13 protein-coding genes are annotated in these 16,990 nt (G+C 74.6%); 6 read left to right on the forward strand and 7 right to left on the reverse strand.

Annotation, left to right across the window (positions count from 1 at the left end):
• Positions 1–12: 12 nt before the first annotated feature.
• The 6 genes from ACWGN5_RS37235 to ACWGN5_RS37260 all read right to left on the reverse strand — a co-directional run bounded on the left by ACWGN5_RS37235 (position 13) and on the right by ACWGN5_RS37260 (position 9,423).
• Complete coding sequence (locus tag ACWGN5_RS37235) at positions 13–3,606, reverse strand: hydantoinase B/oxoprolinase family protein (RefSeq protein ID WP_453522839.1); 3,594 nt, start codon at positions 3,604–3,606, stop codon at positions 13–15.
• Positions 3,603–4,712: an SGNH/GDSL hydrolase family protein gene (locus tag ACWGN5_RS37240; RefSeq protein WP_453522840.1), complete on the reverse strand. Its 1,110-nt coding sequence runs from the start codon at positions 4,710–4,712 to the stop codon at positions 3,603–3,605. Before ACWGN5_RS37240 ends, ACWGN5_RS37235 begins: the two co-directional genes overlap by 4 nt.
• Complete coding sequence (locus ACWGN5_RS37245; protein ID WP_453522841.1) at positions 4,709–5,992, reverse strand: glycosyltransferase; 1,284 nt, start codon at positions 5,990–5,992, stop codon at positions 4,709–4,711. Before ACWGN5_RS37245 ends, ACWGN5_RS37240 begins: the two co-directional genes overlap by 4 nt.
• Positions 5,989–7,116 (reverse strand): glycosyltransferase family 4 protein, encoded by a 1,128-nt coding sequence (locus ACWGN5_RS37250; RefSeq protein ID WP_453522842.1) that lies wholly within the window; start codon positions 7,114–7,116, stop codon positions 5,989–5,991. Before ACWGN5_RS37250 ends, ACWGN5_RS37245 begins: the two co-directional genes overlap by 4 nt.
• A 239-nt stretch (positions 7,117–7,355) precedes the next feature.
• On the reverse strand, positions 7,356–8,771 hold the full coding sequence (locus ACWGN5_RS37255; RefSeq protein ID WP_453522843.1) for a HEAT repeat domain-containing protein: 1,416 nt from the start codon (positions 8,769–8,771) through the stop codon (positions 7,356–7,358).
• A gap of 259 nt (positions 8,772–9,030) precedes the next feature.
• Positions 9,031–9,423 carry an ankyrin repeat domain-containing protein gene (locus ACWGN5_RS37260; protein WP_453522844.1) on the reverse strand — a complete coding sequence of 131 codons (393 nt, stop codon included), beginning with the start codon at positions 9,421–9,423 and terminating at the stop codon, positions 9,031–9,033.
• A gap of 307 nt (positions 9,424–9,730) precedes the next feature.
• Between ACWGN5_RS37260 and ACWGN5_RS37265 the strand changes: the two genes are divergently transcribed.
• Both ACWGN5_RS37265 and ACWGN5_RS37270 read left to right on the forward strand, forming a co-directional pair.
• The gene (locus tag ACWGN5_RS37265; protein ID WP_015032212.1) at positions 9,731–9,925 is read left to right on the forward strand and encodes a hypothetical protein; all 195 of its coding nucleotides are present in this window, start codon (positions 9,731–9,733) and stop codon (positions 9,923–9,925) included.
• A gap of 37 nt (positions 9,926–9,962) precedes the next feature.
• Positions 9,963–11,750 carry a hypothetical protein gene (locus ACWGN5_RS37270; protein ID WP_453522845.1) on the forward strand — a complete coding sequence of 596 codons (1,788 nt, stop codon included), beginning with the start codon at positions 9,963–9,965 and terminating at the stop codon, positions 11,748–11,750.
• A gap of 73 nt (positions 11,751–11,823) precedes the next feature.
• Here the strand turns inward: ACWGN5_RS37270 and ACWGN5_RS37275 are convergent, their stop codons facing one another.
• Positions 11,824–13,323 (reverse strand): SCO1417 family MocR-like transcription factor, encoded by a 1,500-nt coding sequence (locus ACWGN5_RS37275; protein WP_453522846.1) that lies wholly within the window; start codon positions 13,321–13,323, stop codon positions 11,824–11,826.
• A 64-nt stretch (positions 13,324–13,387) separates the two neighbouring features.
• Between ACWGN5_RS37275 and yczE the strand changes: the two genes are divergently transcribed.
• From yczE to ACWGN5_RS37295, 4 genes are all read left to right on the forward strand, one after another.
• Entirely contained in the window at positions 13,388–14,128 is a 741-nt protein-coding gene (gene yczE, locus ACWGN5_RS37280; RefSeq protein WP_453522847.1) for a membrane protein YczE, read from the forward strand.
• Positions 14,125–14,889, forward strand: coding sequence for a glycerophosphodiester phosphodiesterase (locus ACWGN5_RS37285; protein WP_453522848.1), 765 nt, complete (start codon positions 14,125–14,127; stop codon positions 14,887–14,889). The genes yczE and ACWGN5_RS37285 overlap by 4 nt, the downstream gene beginning before the upstream one ends.
• A gap of 40 nt (positions 14,890–14,929) precedes the next feature.
• Positions 14,930–16,300 carry an MFS transporter gene (locus tag ACWGN5_RS37290; protein ID WP_453522849.1) on the forward strand — a complete coding sequence of 457 codons (1,371 nt, stop codon included), beginning with the start codon at positions 14,930–14,932 and terminating at the stop codon, positions 16,298–16,300.
• A gap of 255 nt (positions 16,301–16,555) precedes the next feature.
• On the forward strand, positions 16,556–16,930 hold the full coding sequence (locus ACWGN5_RS37295; protein WP_015032218.1) for an RNA polymerase-binding protein RbpA: 375 nt from the start codon (positions 16,556–16,558) through the stop codon (positions 16,928–16,930).
• Positions 16,931–16,990 lie beyond the last annotated feature (60 nt).

Below are 16,990 nucleotides of genomic sequence, written 5' to 3' on the forward strand. Positions count from 1 at the left end.
AAAGGGGGCGGTTCAGAGGGGCGGTGGGCCGTAGCCCCCGCCGCCCGGGGTGCGCAGGACGAGGACGTCGTCGGGGCGCACGTCCGTGGTGGCGGCGCCTTCGAGGTGCTCGACGGTGCCGTCGGCGCGTTCCACCAGGTTCTCGCCGAGCGCGCCCGGCTCGCCGCCCGCCATCCCGTACGGCGGGACCCTGCGGTGTCCGGTGAGGAGGGCCACCGTCATCGGCTCCAGGAAGCGCAGCCGCCGCTCCACGCCGTGGCCGCCGCGCCACCGCCCGCGCCCGCCGCTGTCCTCCCGTACCGCGAAGGCGTCGACCCGGACTGGGTGGCGCCACTCCAGGATCTCGGGGTCCGTGAGCCGCGAGTTGGTCATGTGGGTCTGGACGGCGTCGGCGCCGTCGAAGCCGTCGCCCGCGCCCGAGCCGCTCGCGACGGTCTCGTAGTACTGCACGCGCGCGTTGCCGAAGGTGAGGTTGTTCATGGTGCCGGAGCCCTCGGCCTGGACTCCGAGGGCCGCGTAGAGGGCGCCCGTGACGGCCTGGGAGGTCTCGACGTTCCCGGCGACGGTGGCCGCCGGGTGGACGGGGGCGAGCATGGAGCCGGGCGGGACGCGGACCTCCAGGGGCTCCAGGCAGCCGCTGTTGAGCGGGATGTCCTCGTCGACGAGGGTGCGGAAGACGTACAGGACGGCGGCCATGACGACGGCGGTGGGCGCGTTGGCGTTCCCGGGCAGCTGGGCGGAGGTGCCGGTGAAGTCGAGGACGGCGGAGCGCCGTTCCCGGTCGACCCGGACGGCGACCTGGATCACCGCTCCCCCGTCGGTCTCGTAGCGGTACGCGCCGTCGTCGAGGCGCGCCACGATGCGCCGCACGGACTCCTCGGCGTTGGCGCGGACGTGCCGCATGTAGGCCTGGACGACGTCGAGCCCGAACTCCTCGACCGTGCGGCGCAGTTCCTCGATGCCCTTCTCGTTGGCGGCGATCTGGGCGCGCAGGTCGGCGAGGTTGGTGTCCGGGTCGCGGGAGGGGTGGCGGGCGCCGGTGAGCAGGGCGCGGGTCTCGGTGTCGCGCAGCTTTCCGTCGCGGACGAGCAGCCAGTTGTCGAAGAGGACGCCCTCCTCGTCGACGGTCCGGCTGAAGGCCGGCATGGAGCCCGGGGTGATGCCGCCGATCTCGGCGTGGTGGCCGCGCGAGGCGACCAGGAAGCGGAGTTCGTCTCCGGTCTCGTCGAACACCGGCGTGACGACGGTGACGTCGGGGAGGTGCGTGCCGCCGTGGTACGGGTCGTTGATCGCGTACACGTCGCCGGGGCGCAGGTCGCCCGCGCGCCGGCGCAGCACCTCCTTGATGGACTCCCCCATGGAGCCGAGGTGGACGGGGATGTGGGGGGCGTTGGCGATCAGGTTGCCCTCGGCGTCGAAGAGGGCGCAGGAGAAGTCGAGGCGTTCCTTGATGTTGACGGACTGGGCGGTGTTCTCCAGGCGGACGCCCATCTGCTCGGCGATGGACATGAAGAGGTTGTTGAAGACCTCAAGGAGGACGGGGTCCACGTCCGTTCCGGCGGCCACGCGCGCGGGGCGGGGGACGACGCGGTGCAGCAGGAGGTGGCCCTCGTCGGTCGCGGTGGCCCGCCAGCCGGTGTCGACGACGGTCGTCGCGTCGGCCTCGGCGAGGATCGCGGGCCCGTCGACGCTGTCGCCGGGCCGCAGGTCCCCGCGCCGGTGGAGCGGGGCGTCGTGGGGGGTGCCGGCGCTGTGCATCCGGACGGTGGCCACGGGAGCGGGAGCACCGGCGCGCTCCGCGGTGTCGACGAGGACGGGGCCGTGCGGTCCGGCGGTGCCGACGGCCTCGACGGTGACGGCTTCGACGACGAGCGGCCGGTCGAGGGTGAAGGCGTACCGCGCGCGGTGAACGTCTGTGAACGCGGTTTTCAGCTCGTCGGCCGGTGCGAGGTCGACGGGAAGGCTCGCGTCGGTGCCCGCGTACCGCAGGAGCACGCGCGCGTGCGTGGTGACGGCCTCGTCCGGGAGTCCGTCGTCGCGCAGCTCCTCGCGGGTGCGGTCGGCGAGTTCGGCGCAGAGGGCCGTCACGCGCTCATGGGTGCCGGCGGCGTCGAGTTCGGCCTCGACGGACTTCTCCCGCATGGCGGTGGCGTCGGCGAGCCCGATCCCGTACGCCGAGAGCACCCCGGCCAGTGGGGGTACGAGGACGGTGTCGACGCCCAGGGCGTCGGCGACCGCGCACGCGTGCTGGCCGCCGGCGCCGCCGAAGCTGGTGAGGGCGTAGCGGGTGATGTCGTGGCCGCGCTCCACGGAGATCTTCTTGACGGCGTTCGCCATGTTGAGGACGGCGATCTCCAGGAAGCCGGCGGCGACCTCCTCGGGCGTGCGGCCGCCGCCGACCTCCCGGGCGAGGGCCTCGAACTTCTCCCGTACGACCTCGGCGTCGAGGGGGAGGTCGCCGGTCTCGCCGAAGACGGCGGGGAAGTGCTCGGGCTGTACACGCCCGAGCATGACGTTGGCGTCGGTGACCGTCAGGGGGCCGCCGCGGCGGTAGCAGGCGGGTCCGGGGACGGCGCCGGCCGAGTCGGGGCCGACGCGGTAGCGGCGCCCGTCGTAGTGGAGGACGGAGCCGCCGCCCGCCGCGACGGTGTGGATGCTCATCATGGGCGCCCGCATCCGCACGCCCGCGACCTGTGTACCGAGTTCACGCTCGAAGGTGCCCGCGTAGTGCGACACATCGGTGGAGGTGCCGCCCATGTCGAAGCCGATGACACGCTCGTGTCCCGCCTGCGCCGAGGTGCGGGCCATGCCGACGACCCCGCCGGCGGGTCCCGACAGGACGGCGTCCTTGCCGCGGAAGTGGGCCGCCTCGCGCAGGCCGCCGTTGGACTGCATGAACATGAGGCGGATTCCGGCGAGTTCACCGGCGACCTCGTCGACGTACCGGCGCAGGATCGGCGAGAGGTAGGCGTCGACGACGGTGGTGTCCCCGCGCGGGACCAGCTTGATGAGCGGGCTGACCTCGTGCGAGCAGCTGACCTGCGTGAAGCCCGCCTCCCTCGCCGCCGCCGCGACCAGGGCCTCGTGCTCGGGATGCCGGTAGCCGTGCAGGAGGACGACCGCGGCGGAGCGGAAACCGTCGCGGTGCGCCGCGGCGAGCGCTGCGGCGACGGCGGACTCGTCCAGCGGCCGGACGACGCCGCCGTGCGCGTCGACCCGCTCGGGAACCTCGATCACGCGCGCGTACACCGCCTCGGGCAGCACGATGTGGCGGTCGAAGAGCCGCGGCCGGTTCTGGTAGGCGATGCGGAGCGCGTCGCGGAAGCCCTCGGTGATCAGGAGCACGGTCGGCTCGCCGCGCCGCTCCAGGAGGGCGTTGGTGGCGACGGTCGTGCCCATCTTGACGACGGCGATCCGGTCGGCCGGGACGGGTTCGTCGGGGCCCAGGCCGAGCAGGAGGCGGATGCCGGCGACAGCCGCGTCCTGACGGCGGGCGGGGTCGTGGGAAAGCACCTTGCGGGTGACGAGCCGGCCGTCGGGCCGTCGCCCGACGACGTCGGTGAAGGTGCCGCCGCGGTCGATCCAGAACTCCCAGCGCCCGGTCATCTCCCCATTGTGGCCGCGAGCGCCGCCGCGAGGGCGTCGTCCGCGCGCGCGTCCAGCGGCGCCGTGCCGGTGCCGTCGGCCCAGTGGCGCAGTTCGGCGCCGGCGAGCAGGAGGAGCTGCGGCAGCAGGTCGCGGCTGCGGCGCAGCACCCAGCCGGTGCCGGCGGTGGCGAGCCAGAGGAGGGCCTCGGTAGGGGTCGGCGGTGGCTGGGCGGGCTCCGTCGAGGGCGGTGCGCCGTGGGCGAGTCCCCGGGCGGCGAGGAGGCCGTGGAAGCCGGCGGCGACGGCCCGGTGGCCGCGCTCGCCGGGGTGCAGCCGGTCCGCGCTCCACAGGGTGCGGTCCTCGGTCCAGGCGGGGTCGGCCAGGTGCAGATGGACGGCCCCGTACCGGGCGGAGAGCGCGTGCACGACCGCGTTGACGGAGCGCTGACGGCGGGCGAGCGGGCGGGCCAGGGGTGGGGGCAGGCCGAGCATCCGCCCCGGATCCGGGAGACAGGCCGTCAGGAGTACCGCTCCGAGGGCGTCGAGGTCGGCGCAGACCCGGTCAAGTCGGCGGGCGAGGAGCGCGATGTCGAAGGTCCGGCGGAGGGTGTCGTTGACGCCGACGACGACGGAGGCGAGGTGGGGGCGGAACGCGAGGGCGCGGGGGGCCTGTCGCTCGGCGACGTCGGCGCTGAGTGCCCCGCTGACGGCGAGGTTGAGAAAGACGGCCCCCTGCCGCGACGCCTCCGCCCCCGGCGCCTCCGCCCCGCGCACTTCGGCTCCGAGGCCCCGAGTCCCGCGCGGCTCGGCCCCGAGCCCCTCCGGCCCCCGCTCCTCGGGTACGAGGCCCTCGGGCGCGAGGCCCTCGGCGAGCAGGGCCGCCCAGCCGCGCCAGGCCCCGCCGACCCGGTCCCCGACGCCCTCGCTGAACGAGTCCCCGAGGACGACGAACCGCAGGGGCCCGGTGCCGGCGGCCCCCGCGGGGTCGCCGGTGCGGGCCGCCGGGAGCCCCGGTACGGAGCCCGGGGCGCCGGGGGCTGTCTCGGGTGCGGCGGGCAGCCGGGCCCCGGGGACGGGAGCCGGCGCCTCAGGCGCGGCGGCCGCCCCCGCCGTTTCCCGTCTCATCGGCGGGCCTCCTCGGGGACGCGCGGCCGGGGCGCCGGAAGGGCGTCGTGGGCCTGGAGGAAGGCGGTGACGGCACGGTCCCAGGTGAAGACCTCCGCACGCGCGCGTGCCGCCCGGCGGCGGACGCTCTCCGGGGCCGCGAGGAGACCCCGTACCCCCTCGGCGAAGGCCCCCGGTGTGTCGGCGGCGGACGCCCCCGCCGTGCCCACGACCTCCGGCAGGGCCGAGGAGGCGCTGACCACGACGGGGGTCCCGCAGGCGAGGGCCTCAAGGGCGGAGAGGCCGAAGGTCTCCGCGGGCCCCGGGGCCAGGCACACGTCGGCCGCCGCCTGGAGGTCCGCCAGGGCCTCCCGGTCGGCCACGTGACCCAGGAACCGCACGGGGAGGCGCCGCTCGCGCGCCCGCCGCTCCAGGGAGGCCCTCAGCGGCCCGTCCCCCGCGACCACGAGCGCCGCCGCGATCCCCAGGCCCCGCAGCTCCTCCAGGGCGTCCAGGGCCGTGCCCGGCCGCTTCTCGACCGAGAGCCGGGAGCACAGCAGGAGCAGCACCCGCTCCCCGCCCGTGTAGCGGGCCCGGAGCGCGGTGCTGCGGCGGCCGGGCCGGCAGCGTTCCAGGTCCACGCCGAGCGGAGCCCGTACGACGTTGCGCGCCCCGATCCGTACGAACTCGCGCTCCGCCCACTCCGTCGTGCACACGATCCGTGCGTAGGCCCACGCGGTGCGCCGGTTGAGCCGGTCCGCGGCGCGGGCGGCGAGGGCGGGCGGCACGCCCCACGTGCGCAGCACGCCGTCGGCGGTCTCGTGGGAGACCATGACCGACGGCACGCGGGCGCGTCGCGACCATTCCCCCGTCCACCGCAGCGTGGTGCGGTCGGAGACCTCGATCCGGTCGGGGGCGAGTTCGTCGAGGAGGCGGCGGACCCGGCCCTTGTCGGCCATGACCCGGTAGCCGCCGGTGCCGGGCAGGACGGGGCCGGGGAGGGTGACGACCCGGCCCTGCGGGGTGTGCTGGTCGCTCGCGATGTCGCCGGGGACGACGAGGACGGGTTCGTGCCCGGCGGCGAGGTAGCCGCGGCCGAGCTGGTCGAGGGCGGTGCGGAGGCCGCCCGAGGTGGGGGTCACGAAGTTCGCGAGCCGCACGATCCTGAGCCCGGAGCCGCTCCCCGTCCGGCCTTCACGCGAGCCGGAGCCGCTTCCCGTCCGGACCTCGCCCGAGCCGGAGCCGCTCCCCGTCCGGACCTCGCCCGTGCCGGAGCCGCTCCCCGTTCTGGCGCCGCTCATGCCGCCACCGCCGTCCGCTCGCGCAGCACCTCCAGGTAGTGGTCGATCAGCTCGTCGCCGAGCGCCTCCCAGGTGCGCCCCTCGACGGCGGCGCGCCCGGCCCGGCCGTACGCGGCGCGCGTCCCCGGCGCGGCGGCGAGCGCGGCGATCGCCTCGCGCAGCGCGTCCGGGTCGCCCGGGGGCACGAGGAGCCCGGTGCGGCCGTGGTCGACCAGGTCGAGGGGGCCGCCGGCGGCCGGGGCGACGACCGGGACCCCGCTCGCCATGGCCTCCTGGACGGTCTGGCAGAAGGTCTCGTACGGGCCGGTGTGCGCGAAGACGTCGAGCGAGGCGTAGATCCGGGCGAGGTCGGCGCCGGTGCGGCGGCCCAGGAACCGGGCGCCCGGCAGGGCGGCCCGGAGAGCGGGCCCGCTGGGCCCGTCCCCGACGACCACGACCCGGACGCCGGGCAGCGCGCAGGCCCCGGCGAGCAGGTCCACCCGCTTCTCGGGGGCGAGCCGGCCCACGTAGCCGACGAGGAGCTCTCCGTCGGGGGCGAGCTCTCGGCGCAGGGCGGTGTCGCGCAGTTCGGGGCGGAAGCGGACGGTGTCGACGCCTCGTCCCCAGAGCCGGATGCGGCCGATGCCGTGGGCCTCCAGGTCGCGGACGGCGGCGGAGGACGGGGCGAGGGTGCGGTCGGCGGCGCCGTGCACGGCGCGCAGGCGGCGCCAGGCGGCGCCCTCGCCGGTCCCGACGTACGTGCGCGCGTAGCCGGCGAGGTCGGTCTGGTAGACGGCGACGGCGGGTATGCCGAGCCGGGCGGCGGCGGTCATGCCCCGGACGCCGAGGACGAACGGTCCGGCGAGGTGGACGAGGTCGGCGCGGTGGGCGGCGATGGCGGCGGCCACCCGCCGGCTGGGGAGGGCGACCCGCACCTGCGGATAGCCGGGGAGAGGGAGAGAGGGCACCCGGACGACGGCGCAGGGGGCGTCGGCGTCCGCGGCCGGGTCGGCGACGGCGACGGCGGGGGCGATGACGAGCGGGGTGTGGCCCCGCCGGACGAGGTGGCGCGCGGTCTGCAGGGCGCAGTGCGCCACTCCGTTGACGTCGGGAGGGAAGGATTCGGTGACGATGACGACACGCATAGGGGTGTTGTCGTCCGGCTTGGCGTGTCCCCGCCGACGTGGATCTGGACGGGGAGGGAACGTCCCATGAGCGTTTCCCCCGGAGCCGGGAAAACGCACCGGCCCCCGGGGCGGGGCCACGGTCGGCGGGTCGTCCGCCGCAGGCCGCGCCGCCCCGGGGGCCGGGTGGCGGGTGGCTCGGGGGCGGCAGGTCGGGCCGGGAGGGGGTGGTCGGACCTGTCGCTGCCCCGGAGCCGGGGTCAGACCTGGAGGTCCGGCCCTATCCGGTTGCGTACCGCGGTCTGGACCTCGACCTCTTCGGCGGGATCCGCGGCGAGCCGGCGCAATCGTTCGGCGACGCGCACGTCACCGGTCTCGGCGTGCTGGGCCGCGACCTCGCGGGTGGTCTCCTCGCAGTCCCACAGGCATTCGACGGCGAAGCCGGTCGCGAAGGTGGTGTCGGTGGCGGCGAGGGCGCGGGCCACGCGGCCGCGCAGCTGGGAGGAGGTCGTCTCGCGGTAGACGTGGCGCAGCACGGGCGCCGCGCAGGCGATGCCGAGGCGTCCGGCGCCGTCGACGAGGCAGCCGAGCTCGGGGGCGTCGGGTCCTGCGGAGCGGACGGTGCCGCGCAGGGCGCCGAGGACGAGGGGGGTGTCCTGGGCGGTGCCGCGGCAGGCGAGGACCTCGGCGGCGGCGGTGCCGAGGGCGTCGGTGCGCCGGACCCACGCGCGGGCGCGGGCGACGGCGTCCTCGCCGCACATCCGCCGGTAGGCGGCGACGGCGGCGTCGGCGATCTCGCGGGAGTCGCCGTCGGCCGCGGCCTCGACGAGGTCGAGGACGGCGGGGTCCCGTGACTCGGCGAGGTGGTGGAGGGCGGCGCCGCGGGCTCCGGCCGCTCCGTACCGGGCGGCGGCGAGCAGCTCGGGCCGGTCCTCGGGTCCGGCGACGGCGGTCAGGCAGCGGGCGGCGGGGCCGTGCAGCACGGCACCGCGCTCGTACCCCTCCTGCGCCCAGTCGAGGACGGCCTTGACGCTCCAGCCGGGGCGGGGCCCGGCGGGGCGCATCTGGCGCTGCCAGCGGTCGAAGGAGCCCTGGTCCCGGGCGGCCCGGACGCGGGCGCCGACGGACTCGCGCGGGTCCTCGGCCCAGAGCCGCCAGGGTCGGGGCTCGAAGGCGTCGCGGACGACGGCGGCCAGCTCGGCCTCGCCCTCCGCGTCGGCCGGGAAGCGGGCGAGGACGGGCACGGCGAGCGCGCGGAGTCCGGCGTCGTCGTCGCGGACGGCGAGCTCGTCGAGGGCCCAGGCCCAGTTGGCGCCGGTCGCCGCGTACCGCCGGAGCAGCAGCAGGGCGTCCTGGCGCCCGTAGGAGGCGAGGTGCCCGAGGACGGCGAGCGCGAGCCCGGTCCGGGACTCCTCGGTGTCGAGGTGGTCCTCGGCAGCGAAGAGGTGCGCCTCGATCTCGTCCAGGCCTCCGTGGAGGTCCAGGTAGAGACGGGCGTAGTACAGGGAGCGGTTCTCGACCTGCCAGTCGTGGCGGGGGTCGTCGAGAACGCAGTGGTTGAGGGCCGCGAGGGCCTCGGCGCGTGGCGCGGCGAGCGCGTGCAGGGTGCCGTCGCCGCGGCCCCGCTGCAGCAGGCCGAGCAGGGTGCCGCTCGGCGCTATGACTGGATCGAACATGGGAAGACGCCTCACATCAAGCTGTCGACACGACCGGGGGATACCGGGGAGAGCCCGGTCGGGCGGTACATCGCCCGTACGCCTAGGCCGTGCGACAACATTCGGGGCCGCCCGTCGTCGTCATTCGCCTGCCAGTGACCATCTTCCTCAGCCTCTCGTCGGTGGCCCGTTTTGCCGGGCCCGACGTCATGATGACCCACCCATTTCGCCACCGCGACCACATTTACGACGCTGCTCCCACCTGGGGTTCAGCTGCCGTTCACCTGGCTCCGAAGAGCTCCAGGAGCTCGGTCTTGCCGAACATGCGGGCGGTGTCGAGCGCGGACGGAGTCCCGGCCTCCGGATCTGCGCCGCCGGCGAGGAGGGCGCGGACGACGGCGTCCCCGCCCTTGAAGACGGCGCCGGCGAGCGGGGTCTGGCCGCGGTCGTTGGCGCGGTCGGCCTCGGCGCCGCGCTCCAGGAGGGCGGTGACCGCGGCGGCGTGGCCGTGGTAGGCGGCGAGCATGACGAGGGTGTCGCCCCTGTCGTTGGTGAGGTTCGCGGGGACGCCCGCGTCGAGGTAGGCGGCGAGGGCGTCGGTGTCACCCGTGCGTGCGAGGTCGAAGACCTTGGACGCCAGCTCGATGACCTCGGGGTCCGGAGTCTCGCTCATCGGGTGGACCGCCTCTCTCCTGCGTTGTTGGCCTGTGCACGGCAAGCGCGGCCGTACGAGTGAATCGACAGGGTACTGCCCGTCCGGCGACATGACCGCGCCCGGCCGAGGCAAAGATCACGTCATCCCGTCCCCGGACCCGCTTCTAGCGCACGCCGGGCATTTCGCCACCCGGCGAGGCGTCCGGCGTCCGCCGGTCAAGTGAAATCGACCGTTTTTCACTCGAATGCACCTTTAGTCACATAGATACTTGCTGTGAACCTGGAAGGACTCATGGTGACTGTCCCCTCAACCAGGAGAACAACCAATGATCCTGTCCATCTCAGGCGTGGTCCTGCTCGGCATCATCTGCTTCCTGTTCTTCAAGAAGGACGGGATGAAGGCCTCGCACGCCCTCGTCAGCGCGCTGTTCGGCTTCTACCTCGCGGGCACCGCCATCGCCCCGAGCATCACGGCGGGTGGGCAGAGCCTCGCCGGCCTCCTGGGCGGGATCAAGTTCTGACGCCCTCCAGTCCCTTCCAGCGATTCAGGAGTACTTCGTGGCCCGGCGACCACTCCCCCGCATTCTGAGCAGCGGCAGCGCACAGATCGCTCGTAGTCGAGAGATCGCGCGCTCGGCCGCCGACAGCGCCACCGACGTGCTCCATCCACTGATCACGGTCTCCCGTGGTCTGCGGAAGCTGGCCGCGACCGCGCGCGCCAAGTGGGCCGCGACGCCGAAGGAGCGGCGTGGTCCCACGCTGCTCCTGGTCGCGGCCTGCGTCCTGGTCGTCGCCCTCATGCCGTACGGGCCGCTCCTCGCGCTCGTCGTGCTGATGGCCGCGGCCGCCTGGAAGGGGCGGGAACGCCCGGTCGTGAAGACCGGGCCCGACGATGCGGAGATCGCCCGTCTCAAGGGCCTGTACGAGGCCCTCGTGCCGTACTTCTCCGTCCCCGAGGACCCCTCGCCGCTCTTCGCCCACGGCGGGGAGTGGAGCGCCGCCTTCGGGGAGTACGCCTTCGACGAGGACGGGCGGCTCACCCGGCTGCGCATCGCGTACCCCCCGTACTTCACCGACGGCGAGCCGGCCGCCCGCGCCCGCATCGAGCAGCTGCTGCACGCCAAGTCGGGGCGCGGCCGCGAGTACCTCTTCGACTGGGACGAGGAGGGCAACCGGCTCGTCATGAGCGTGCTGCCCGCCCTGCCCACCACCATCGCCGCCCAGCGCTTCGTCACGGTGCCGGGCGAGACCGTCCTCGGCTTCACCGACGCCGACGCCGTGCAGCGGACCGTGCCCGTGGTCGCGGCGGACGGCACGGAGGACGCGCCCGCCGTCGTCTGGCGCACCGGCCCCCGCTCCACCGAGCCGCACCTGCTCGCCGTCGGCCAGCCCGGCAGCGGCACCACCTCCCTGCTGCGCTCGATCGCCCTCCAGGCCCTCCCCCACGGCGACGTGCTGATCGTCGAGGGCGGCGGCACCGGCGAGTACGCGTGCCTGACCGGCCGCGACGGCGTCCTCGCGGTCGAGTGCGGGCTCTCCGGCGCCCTCGCCACCCTGGAGTGGGCGGCGACCGAGACGGAGCGGCGGCTCATCGCCGCGAACCGCGCCCGGCAGGCCGGGCAGCCGGCGCCCGAGGACACCCGCCGGCCGCTGTGGATCCTGCTCGACCGGCCGAGCGTCCTCGGCCACCTGGCCGCCGCCGACGGCCGCCCCGACCCGCAGGAGCTGCTCCAGGTGCCGCTGCGGCACGGGCGGGCGGCGCAGGTCACGGTCGTGGTGGCCGAGCAGTTCGACTCCGTCGACACGCTGAGCGAGTCGGTACGGACCCACACCAGGGCCCGGATCGTCCTCGGCCCCGCCGGTCCGGAGCAGATCGCCGCCGTGCTCGGCGCCCGGCCGCACACCACGCCGACGCCGGAGGTCCCCGCGGGCCGTGGCTACGCGCGCCTGGGCACCGGTCCGGTCCTGCGGCTCCAGGTGCCGGCGACGCCCGACCCGTACGACGACGCGACGAGCGAGACGCACCGCCGGGCGGTCCTCGACCTCCTCCCGGAGCGCCGCGCGATCACGGCCCCGGCCGCGCCCGCCACCCCGGCCGTGGCCGCCGCCCCGGCCGTGGCCGCCGCCCTGGTCAAGACTCCGCCCGCGCCCACCACCCCGCCCGCGCCCGTGTCCCCGCCCGCGCCCGTCTCCCCGCCGGCCGTCACCGCCTCGGACACGGTGACGATCTCGGCCGCGGTGGTCGATACGGTCCCCGGCTCGGCCCCCGAACCGGCCCCGGCGCCCCGCGCCGAACCGGACTCGGGCCCCGCCCCGTTCCACACCCCCGTCCCCGCGGAGGGCTGAGACCGGCACCGGCACGTACGAAGGGTCCCCACGCGCGCGCGTGGGGACCCTTCGTACGTGTCGGCGTGACCGGTCAGGCCACGAACGACCGCGGCGGTTCCGCTCCCCCGCCCGCGCCCGACTCGACCAGTCGGGCCGCGGCGGCGAGCCGGACGGCCGCCTCGTCGGCGACCGGGCCGCCGACCGTGAACGGCAGCCGGACGAAGCCCTCGAAGGCGCCGTCGACGCCGAAGCGGGGACCGGAGGGGACGCGGACGCCGACCCGCTCGCCCACCTCCGCGAGCCGGGAGCCGGAGAGGCCGCCGGTGCGGACCCAGAGGGTCAGACCGCCTCGCGGGACCGAGAACTCCCACTCCGGGAGCTCCCGGCGGACGGCGGCGACCAGCGCGTCCCGGTTCTCCCTGGCCTGCTCGCGGCGGAGGCTCACGGCCTCCTCCCAGCCGCCCGTCCGCATCAGCCAGTTCACACCGAGCTGCTCCAGGACGGGGGTGCCCAGATCGGCGTACGCGCGCGCGGCCACCAGGGAACGGATGACGTCGGGCGCGGCCCGTACCCAGCCGATCCGCATGCCCGCCCAGAAGGCCTTGCTGGCCGAGCCGACCGTGAGGACGGTGGCGCCCGCCGGGTCGAAGGCGCAGACCGGCCGGGGCATCTCCAGGTCCTCGTCCAGGTGCAGCTCGGCCATGGTCTCGTCGACGACGAGGACCGTGCCGGCCGAGCGGGCCGCCTCGACCAGCTGGCGCCGCTGGTCCTCGTCGGCGAGCGCGCCGGTCGGGTTGTGGAAGTCGGCGACGACGTACGCGAGGCGGGGCGCCGCGTCGCGCAGCACCTGGCGCCAGCGGGGCAGGTCCCAGCTGCCGAGGCCCTCGGCCATGGCGACGGGCACGAGGCGGGCGCCGGCCGAGCGCATCAGCTGGAGGATGTTGGCGTACGAGGGCGACTCGACGGCGATCCGCTCACCGCGCCCCGCGAAGAGGTGGCAGATGGCGTCGATGGCGCCCATGGCACCGGTCGTGACCATGATCTGCTCGGGCATGGTGGGGATCCCGCGCGCGGTGTACCGGTCGGCGAGCATCTGCCGGAGCGCGGGCAGCCCGGCCGGGTAGTCCCCGTGCGTGTGGGCGTAGGGCGGCAGTTCCTCCAGGGCGCCCTGGACGCCCCGGGTGAGCCAGGGCTCGGGGGCGGGCAGAGCGGCGCAGCCGAGGTCGATCATCGAGCCGAGGGACTCGGGCGGCAGCGGTTCGAGGCCGCGCGCGGGCAGCGGGTTCCCGGCGGGCACGGCGGTCCAGCTGCCGGCGCCGCGCCGTGACTCCAGGAAGCCCTCGGTGCGCAGCGCCTCGTAGGCCGCGGCGACGGTGGTGCGGCTGACGGTGAGCGCGAGGGCGAGCTCCCGCTCGGCGGGCAGGCGGGCGGCGACCGGGACGCGGCCCTCCAGGACGAGCAGCCGGATGCCGTCGGCGAGGGCGCGGTAGGCGGGCGGCTTGCGGGCGCCGGGTCCGGCGGGCCGGGGCTGCTGCGCCTGGAGCTGCCGGGCGAGCTGAGCCGGTCCCACCGCCGAAGTCCACTGAGCCATGGAAATCAGTCCACCTTCCTCGAATTGGCCATGGGCGACGCCTGATCCCCCGCCACAGAGTGTCATGGGTCAGTCCACTACCACCACCTTGGGGGGCAGTTCCTTGTCCATCGCCTCCGGTCTCCACGGCCGGCACCTCACCCGTCGGCTCGTCCAGCTGTACGTCGGACTCGCGCTGTACGGGGTCAGCTCGGCGCTGCTGGTGCGCAGCGGGCTCGGTCTGGAGCCCTGGGGCGTCCTCCACCAGGGTCTCGCCGAGAAGACCGGGCTGACCATCGGCGTGGTGTCGATCGTCGTCGGTGCGGCGGTGCTGCTCCTGTGGGTCCCGATCCGGCAGCGGCCCGGGCTCGGCACGGTCTCCAACGTGTTCGTGATCGGTCTGGCGATGGACGGCACCCTGGCGCTGGTCCCGGACGTCGACGGTCTGGTCGAGCAGGTGCCGCTGCTTCTGCTCGGCATCGTCCTCAACGGGGTGGCGACCGGTCTGTACATCGCTGCGCGGTTCGGTCCCGGCCCGCGCGACGGCCTGATGACGGGTCTGCACCGGCTCACCGGCCGGTCCATCCGGCTGGTGCGGACGGCGATCGAGGTGGTGGTGGTCGCCAGCGGCTTCCTGCTCGGCGGCTCGGTCGGCGTCGGCACGGTCCTCTACGCGCTGGCGATCGGCCCGCTGGCCCAGTTCTTCCTGCGCTGGTTCGCCGTGCCCGAGCCGGATTCCGTGAGCGCCGTGGTCGCCCAGCGGCCGGACTCCGTCCCCTCCGCCGTAGACAGCGAGACACCGGAAGGCGCCATACTGCGCCCGTGACTCGCGTACGCCACCCCTACCTCGACCACCCCTCCCCCCTCGCGTTCGCCCACCGCGGCGGCACGGCGAACGGCCTGGAGAACACCGCGGCCGCCTTCCGCCGGGCCGCCGCGGCGGGCTACCGCTACTTCGAGACCGATGTGCACACCACGTCCGACGGGGTACTGGTCGCCTTCCACGACGCGACCCTGGACCGTGTGACGGACACCACGGGCCGGATCCGCGACCTGCCGTGGGCGGCGGTCCGGGAGGCCCGGGTGGCCGGCAAGGAGCCCCTGCCGCTCTTCGAGGACCTCCTGGAGGAGTTCCCCGAGGCCCGCTGGAACGTGGACCTCAAGGCCGAGTCGGCCCTCGCCCCCCTCGTCGACCTGATCCGCAGGACCGGCGCCTGGGACCGGGTCTGCGTCGGCTCCTTCACCGAGTCCCGGATCGCGCGGGCCCAGCGCCTGGCCGGTCCGCGGCTCGCCACCTCGTACGGGGTGCGCGGGGTCGCCGGGCTGCGGCTGCGCTCCTGGGGGATCCCGGCGGCGCTGCGGGCCGGAGCCGTGGCGGCGCAGGTCCCGGAGCGCCAGGCGGGGATCCCGGTGGTCGACCGCCGGTTCGTGCGGGAGGCGCACGCGCGCGGGCTCCAGGTCCATGTGTGGACCGTGAACGATCCCGCACGGATGAACTCTCTCCTCGACCTGGGGGTCGATGGCATCATGACCGATCATCTGGAGACGCTGCGCGACGTGCTCACCGATCGGGGAGCGTGGGTCTGAGCCGCGTCCCGACCACGGGGACGAACGAGGGGGCGCGGCCGTGACCGCTGACACCACCGAGCCGGAGGAGTACGCCACCGGTCCCGCCGAGCGAAAGCGCGAGCAGCGGGGCTGGTACTTCTACGACTTCGCGTGCTCCGTGTACTCGACGAGCGTGATCACCGTGTTCCTGGGGCCGTACCTGACCTCGGTGGCGCGGGCCGCGGCGGACGCCGACGGGTTCGTGCACCCGCTGGGGATCCCGGTGAAGGCGGGCTCGCTGTTCGCGTACGCCGTCTCCGCCTCGCTCGTGGTGGCGATCCTGGCGATGCCCCTGGTGGGCGCGGCGGCCGACCGCACGGGCCGGAAGAAGCCGCTGCTCGCGGCGGCGGCGTACCTGGGGGCGGCGGCCACGACGGGGATGTTCTTCCTCGCGGGCGACCGCTACCTGCTCGGCGCCTTCCTGCTGATCGTGGCGAACGCCTCGCTGTCGGTCTCGATGGTGCTCTACAACGCCTATCTGCCGCAGATCGCGGAGCCCGACGAGCGGGACGCGGTGTCCTCGCGCGGCTGGGCCTTCGGGTACACGTCCGGCGCGCTGGTCCTCGTCCTGAACCTGGTCCTGTACTCGGGCCACGACTCCTTCGGGCTCACGGAGGGCGAGGCGGTCCGGATCTGTCTGGCCTCGGCCGGTGTGTGGTGGGGCGCCTTCACGCTCGTGCCGCTGCGCCGGCTGCGCGACCGGCAGGTCCGTCCGGAGGGCGGCGGGCGGGCCGGCGAGGGGGCGGTCGGCAGCGGCTGGCGCCAGCTGCGGGCGACGCTGAAGGACATGCGCCGGCACCCGCTGACGCTCTCCTTCCTCCTCGCGTACCTGATCTACAACGACGGCGTGCAGACGGTGATCTCACAGGCCTCGATCTACGGCTCCGAGGAGCTGGACCTCGATCAGACGACGCTCATCACGGCGGTCCTGCTGGTCCAGGTGCTCGCGGTGGCGGGGGCCCTCGGGATGGGGCGACTCGCCCGGGTGTACGGCGCCAAGCGGACGATTCTGGGCTCGCTGGCGGTCTGGACGCTGATCCTGGTGGCGGGCTACTTCCTGCCGGCGCACTCGCCGGTGTTCTTCTACTTCCTGGCGGCCGCGATCGGTCTGGTCCTGGGCGGCAGCCAGGCGCTGTCGCGTTCGCTGTTCTCGCATCTGGTGCCGCGCGGCAAGGAGGCGGAGTACTTCTCGGCGTACGAGATGAGCGACCGGGGGCTCAGCTGGCTGGGTCCGCTGGTGTTCGGTCTCGCGTATCAGCTGACCGGAAGCTACCGGGATGCCATCATCTCCCTGGTGATCTTCTTCGCCGTCGGTTTCACGCTGCTCGCCCGGGTCCCGGTCCGGCGTGCGGTGGAGGCGGCGGGGAACCCGATACCCGACCGTATTTAGACGTGGCGGTGAAAGGGCGGTAGTGTACGCGTTTGGCCTGCCAGGCGGACCGTTACTGCGTGCTGCTTTGGTGAAGACACCGGGTCACATCTGCCGTCAGATGTGACAAAACGGGCACTGGTGGGTACAACAAGGGGCGGCACGACGGGCGACGCATGACCCGGCACGGGAATCTTTACCGCCGACCGGACGTTGACCGGATAACGACGACAGCGACACCTGTCCTGTGGGCGACAAGCCCGGGAGGCACGATTCATGAGTGAGCGAGCTCTTCGCGGCACGCGCCTCGTGGTGACGAGCTACGAGACCGACCGCGGCATCGATCTGGCCCCGCGCCAGGCGGTGGAGTACGCATGCGAGAAGGGACATCGTTTTGAGATGCCCTTCTCGGTCGAGGCGGAGATTCCGCCGGAGTGGGAGTGCAAGGTCTGCGGAATCCAGGCACTCCTGGTGGACGGGGACGGACCTGAGGAGAAGAAGGGCAAGCCTGCGCGTACGCACTGGGACATGCTCATGGAGCGGCGCACCCGCGAGGAGCTGGAGGAGGTCCTCGCCGAGAGGCTGGCCGTCCTGCGCTCCGGCGCCATGAACATCGCCGTGCATCCGCGCGACAGCCGCAAGTCCGCCTAGCGGACGGCCGCAAGAGCACAACGCCGCGGGGCCCGGTACACGCATCGTGTACCGGGCCTG

The sequence above is a fragment of the Streptomyces sp. NPDC055815 genome, from assembly GCF_053616475.1.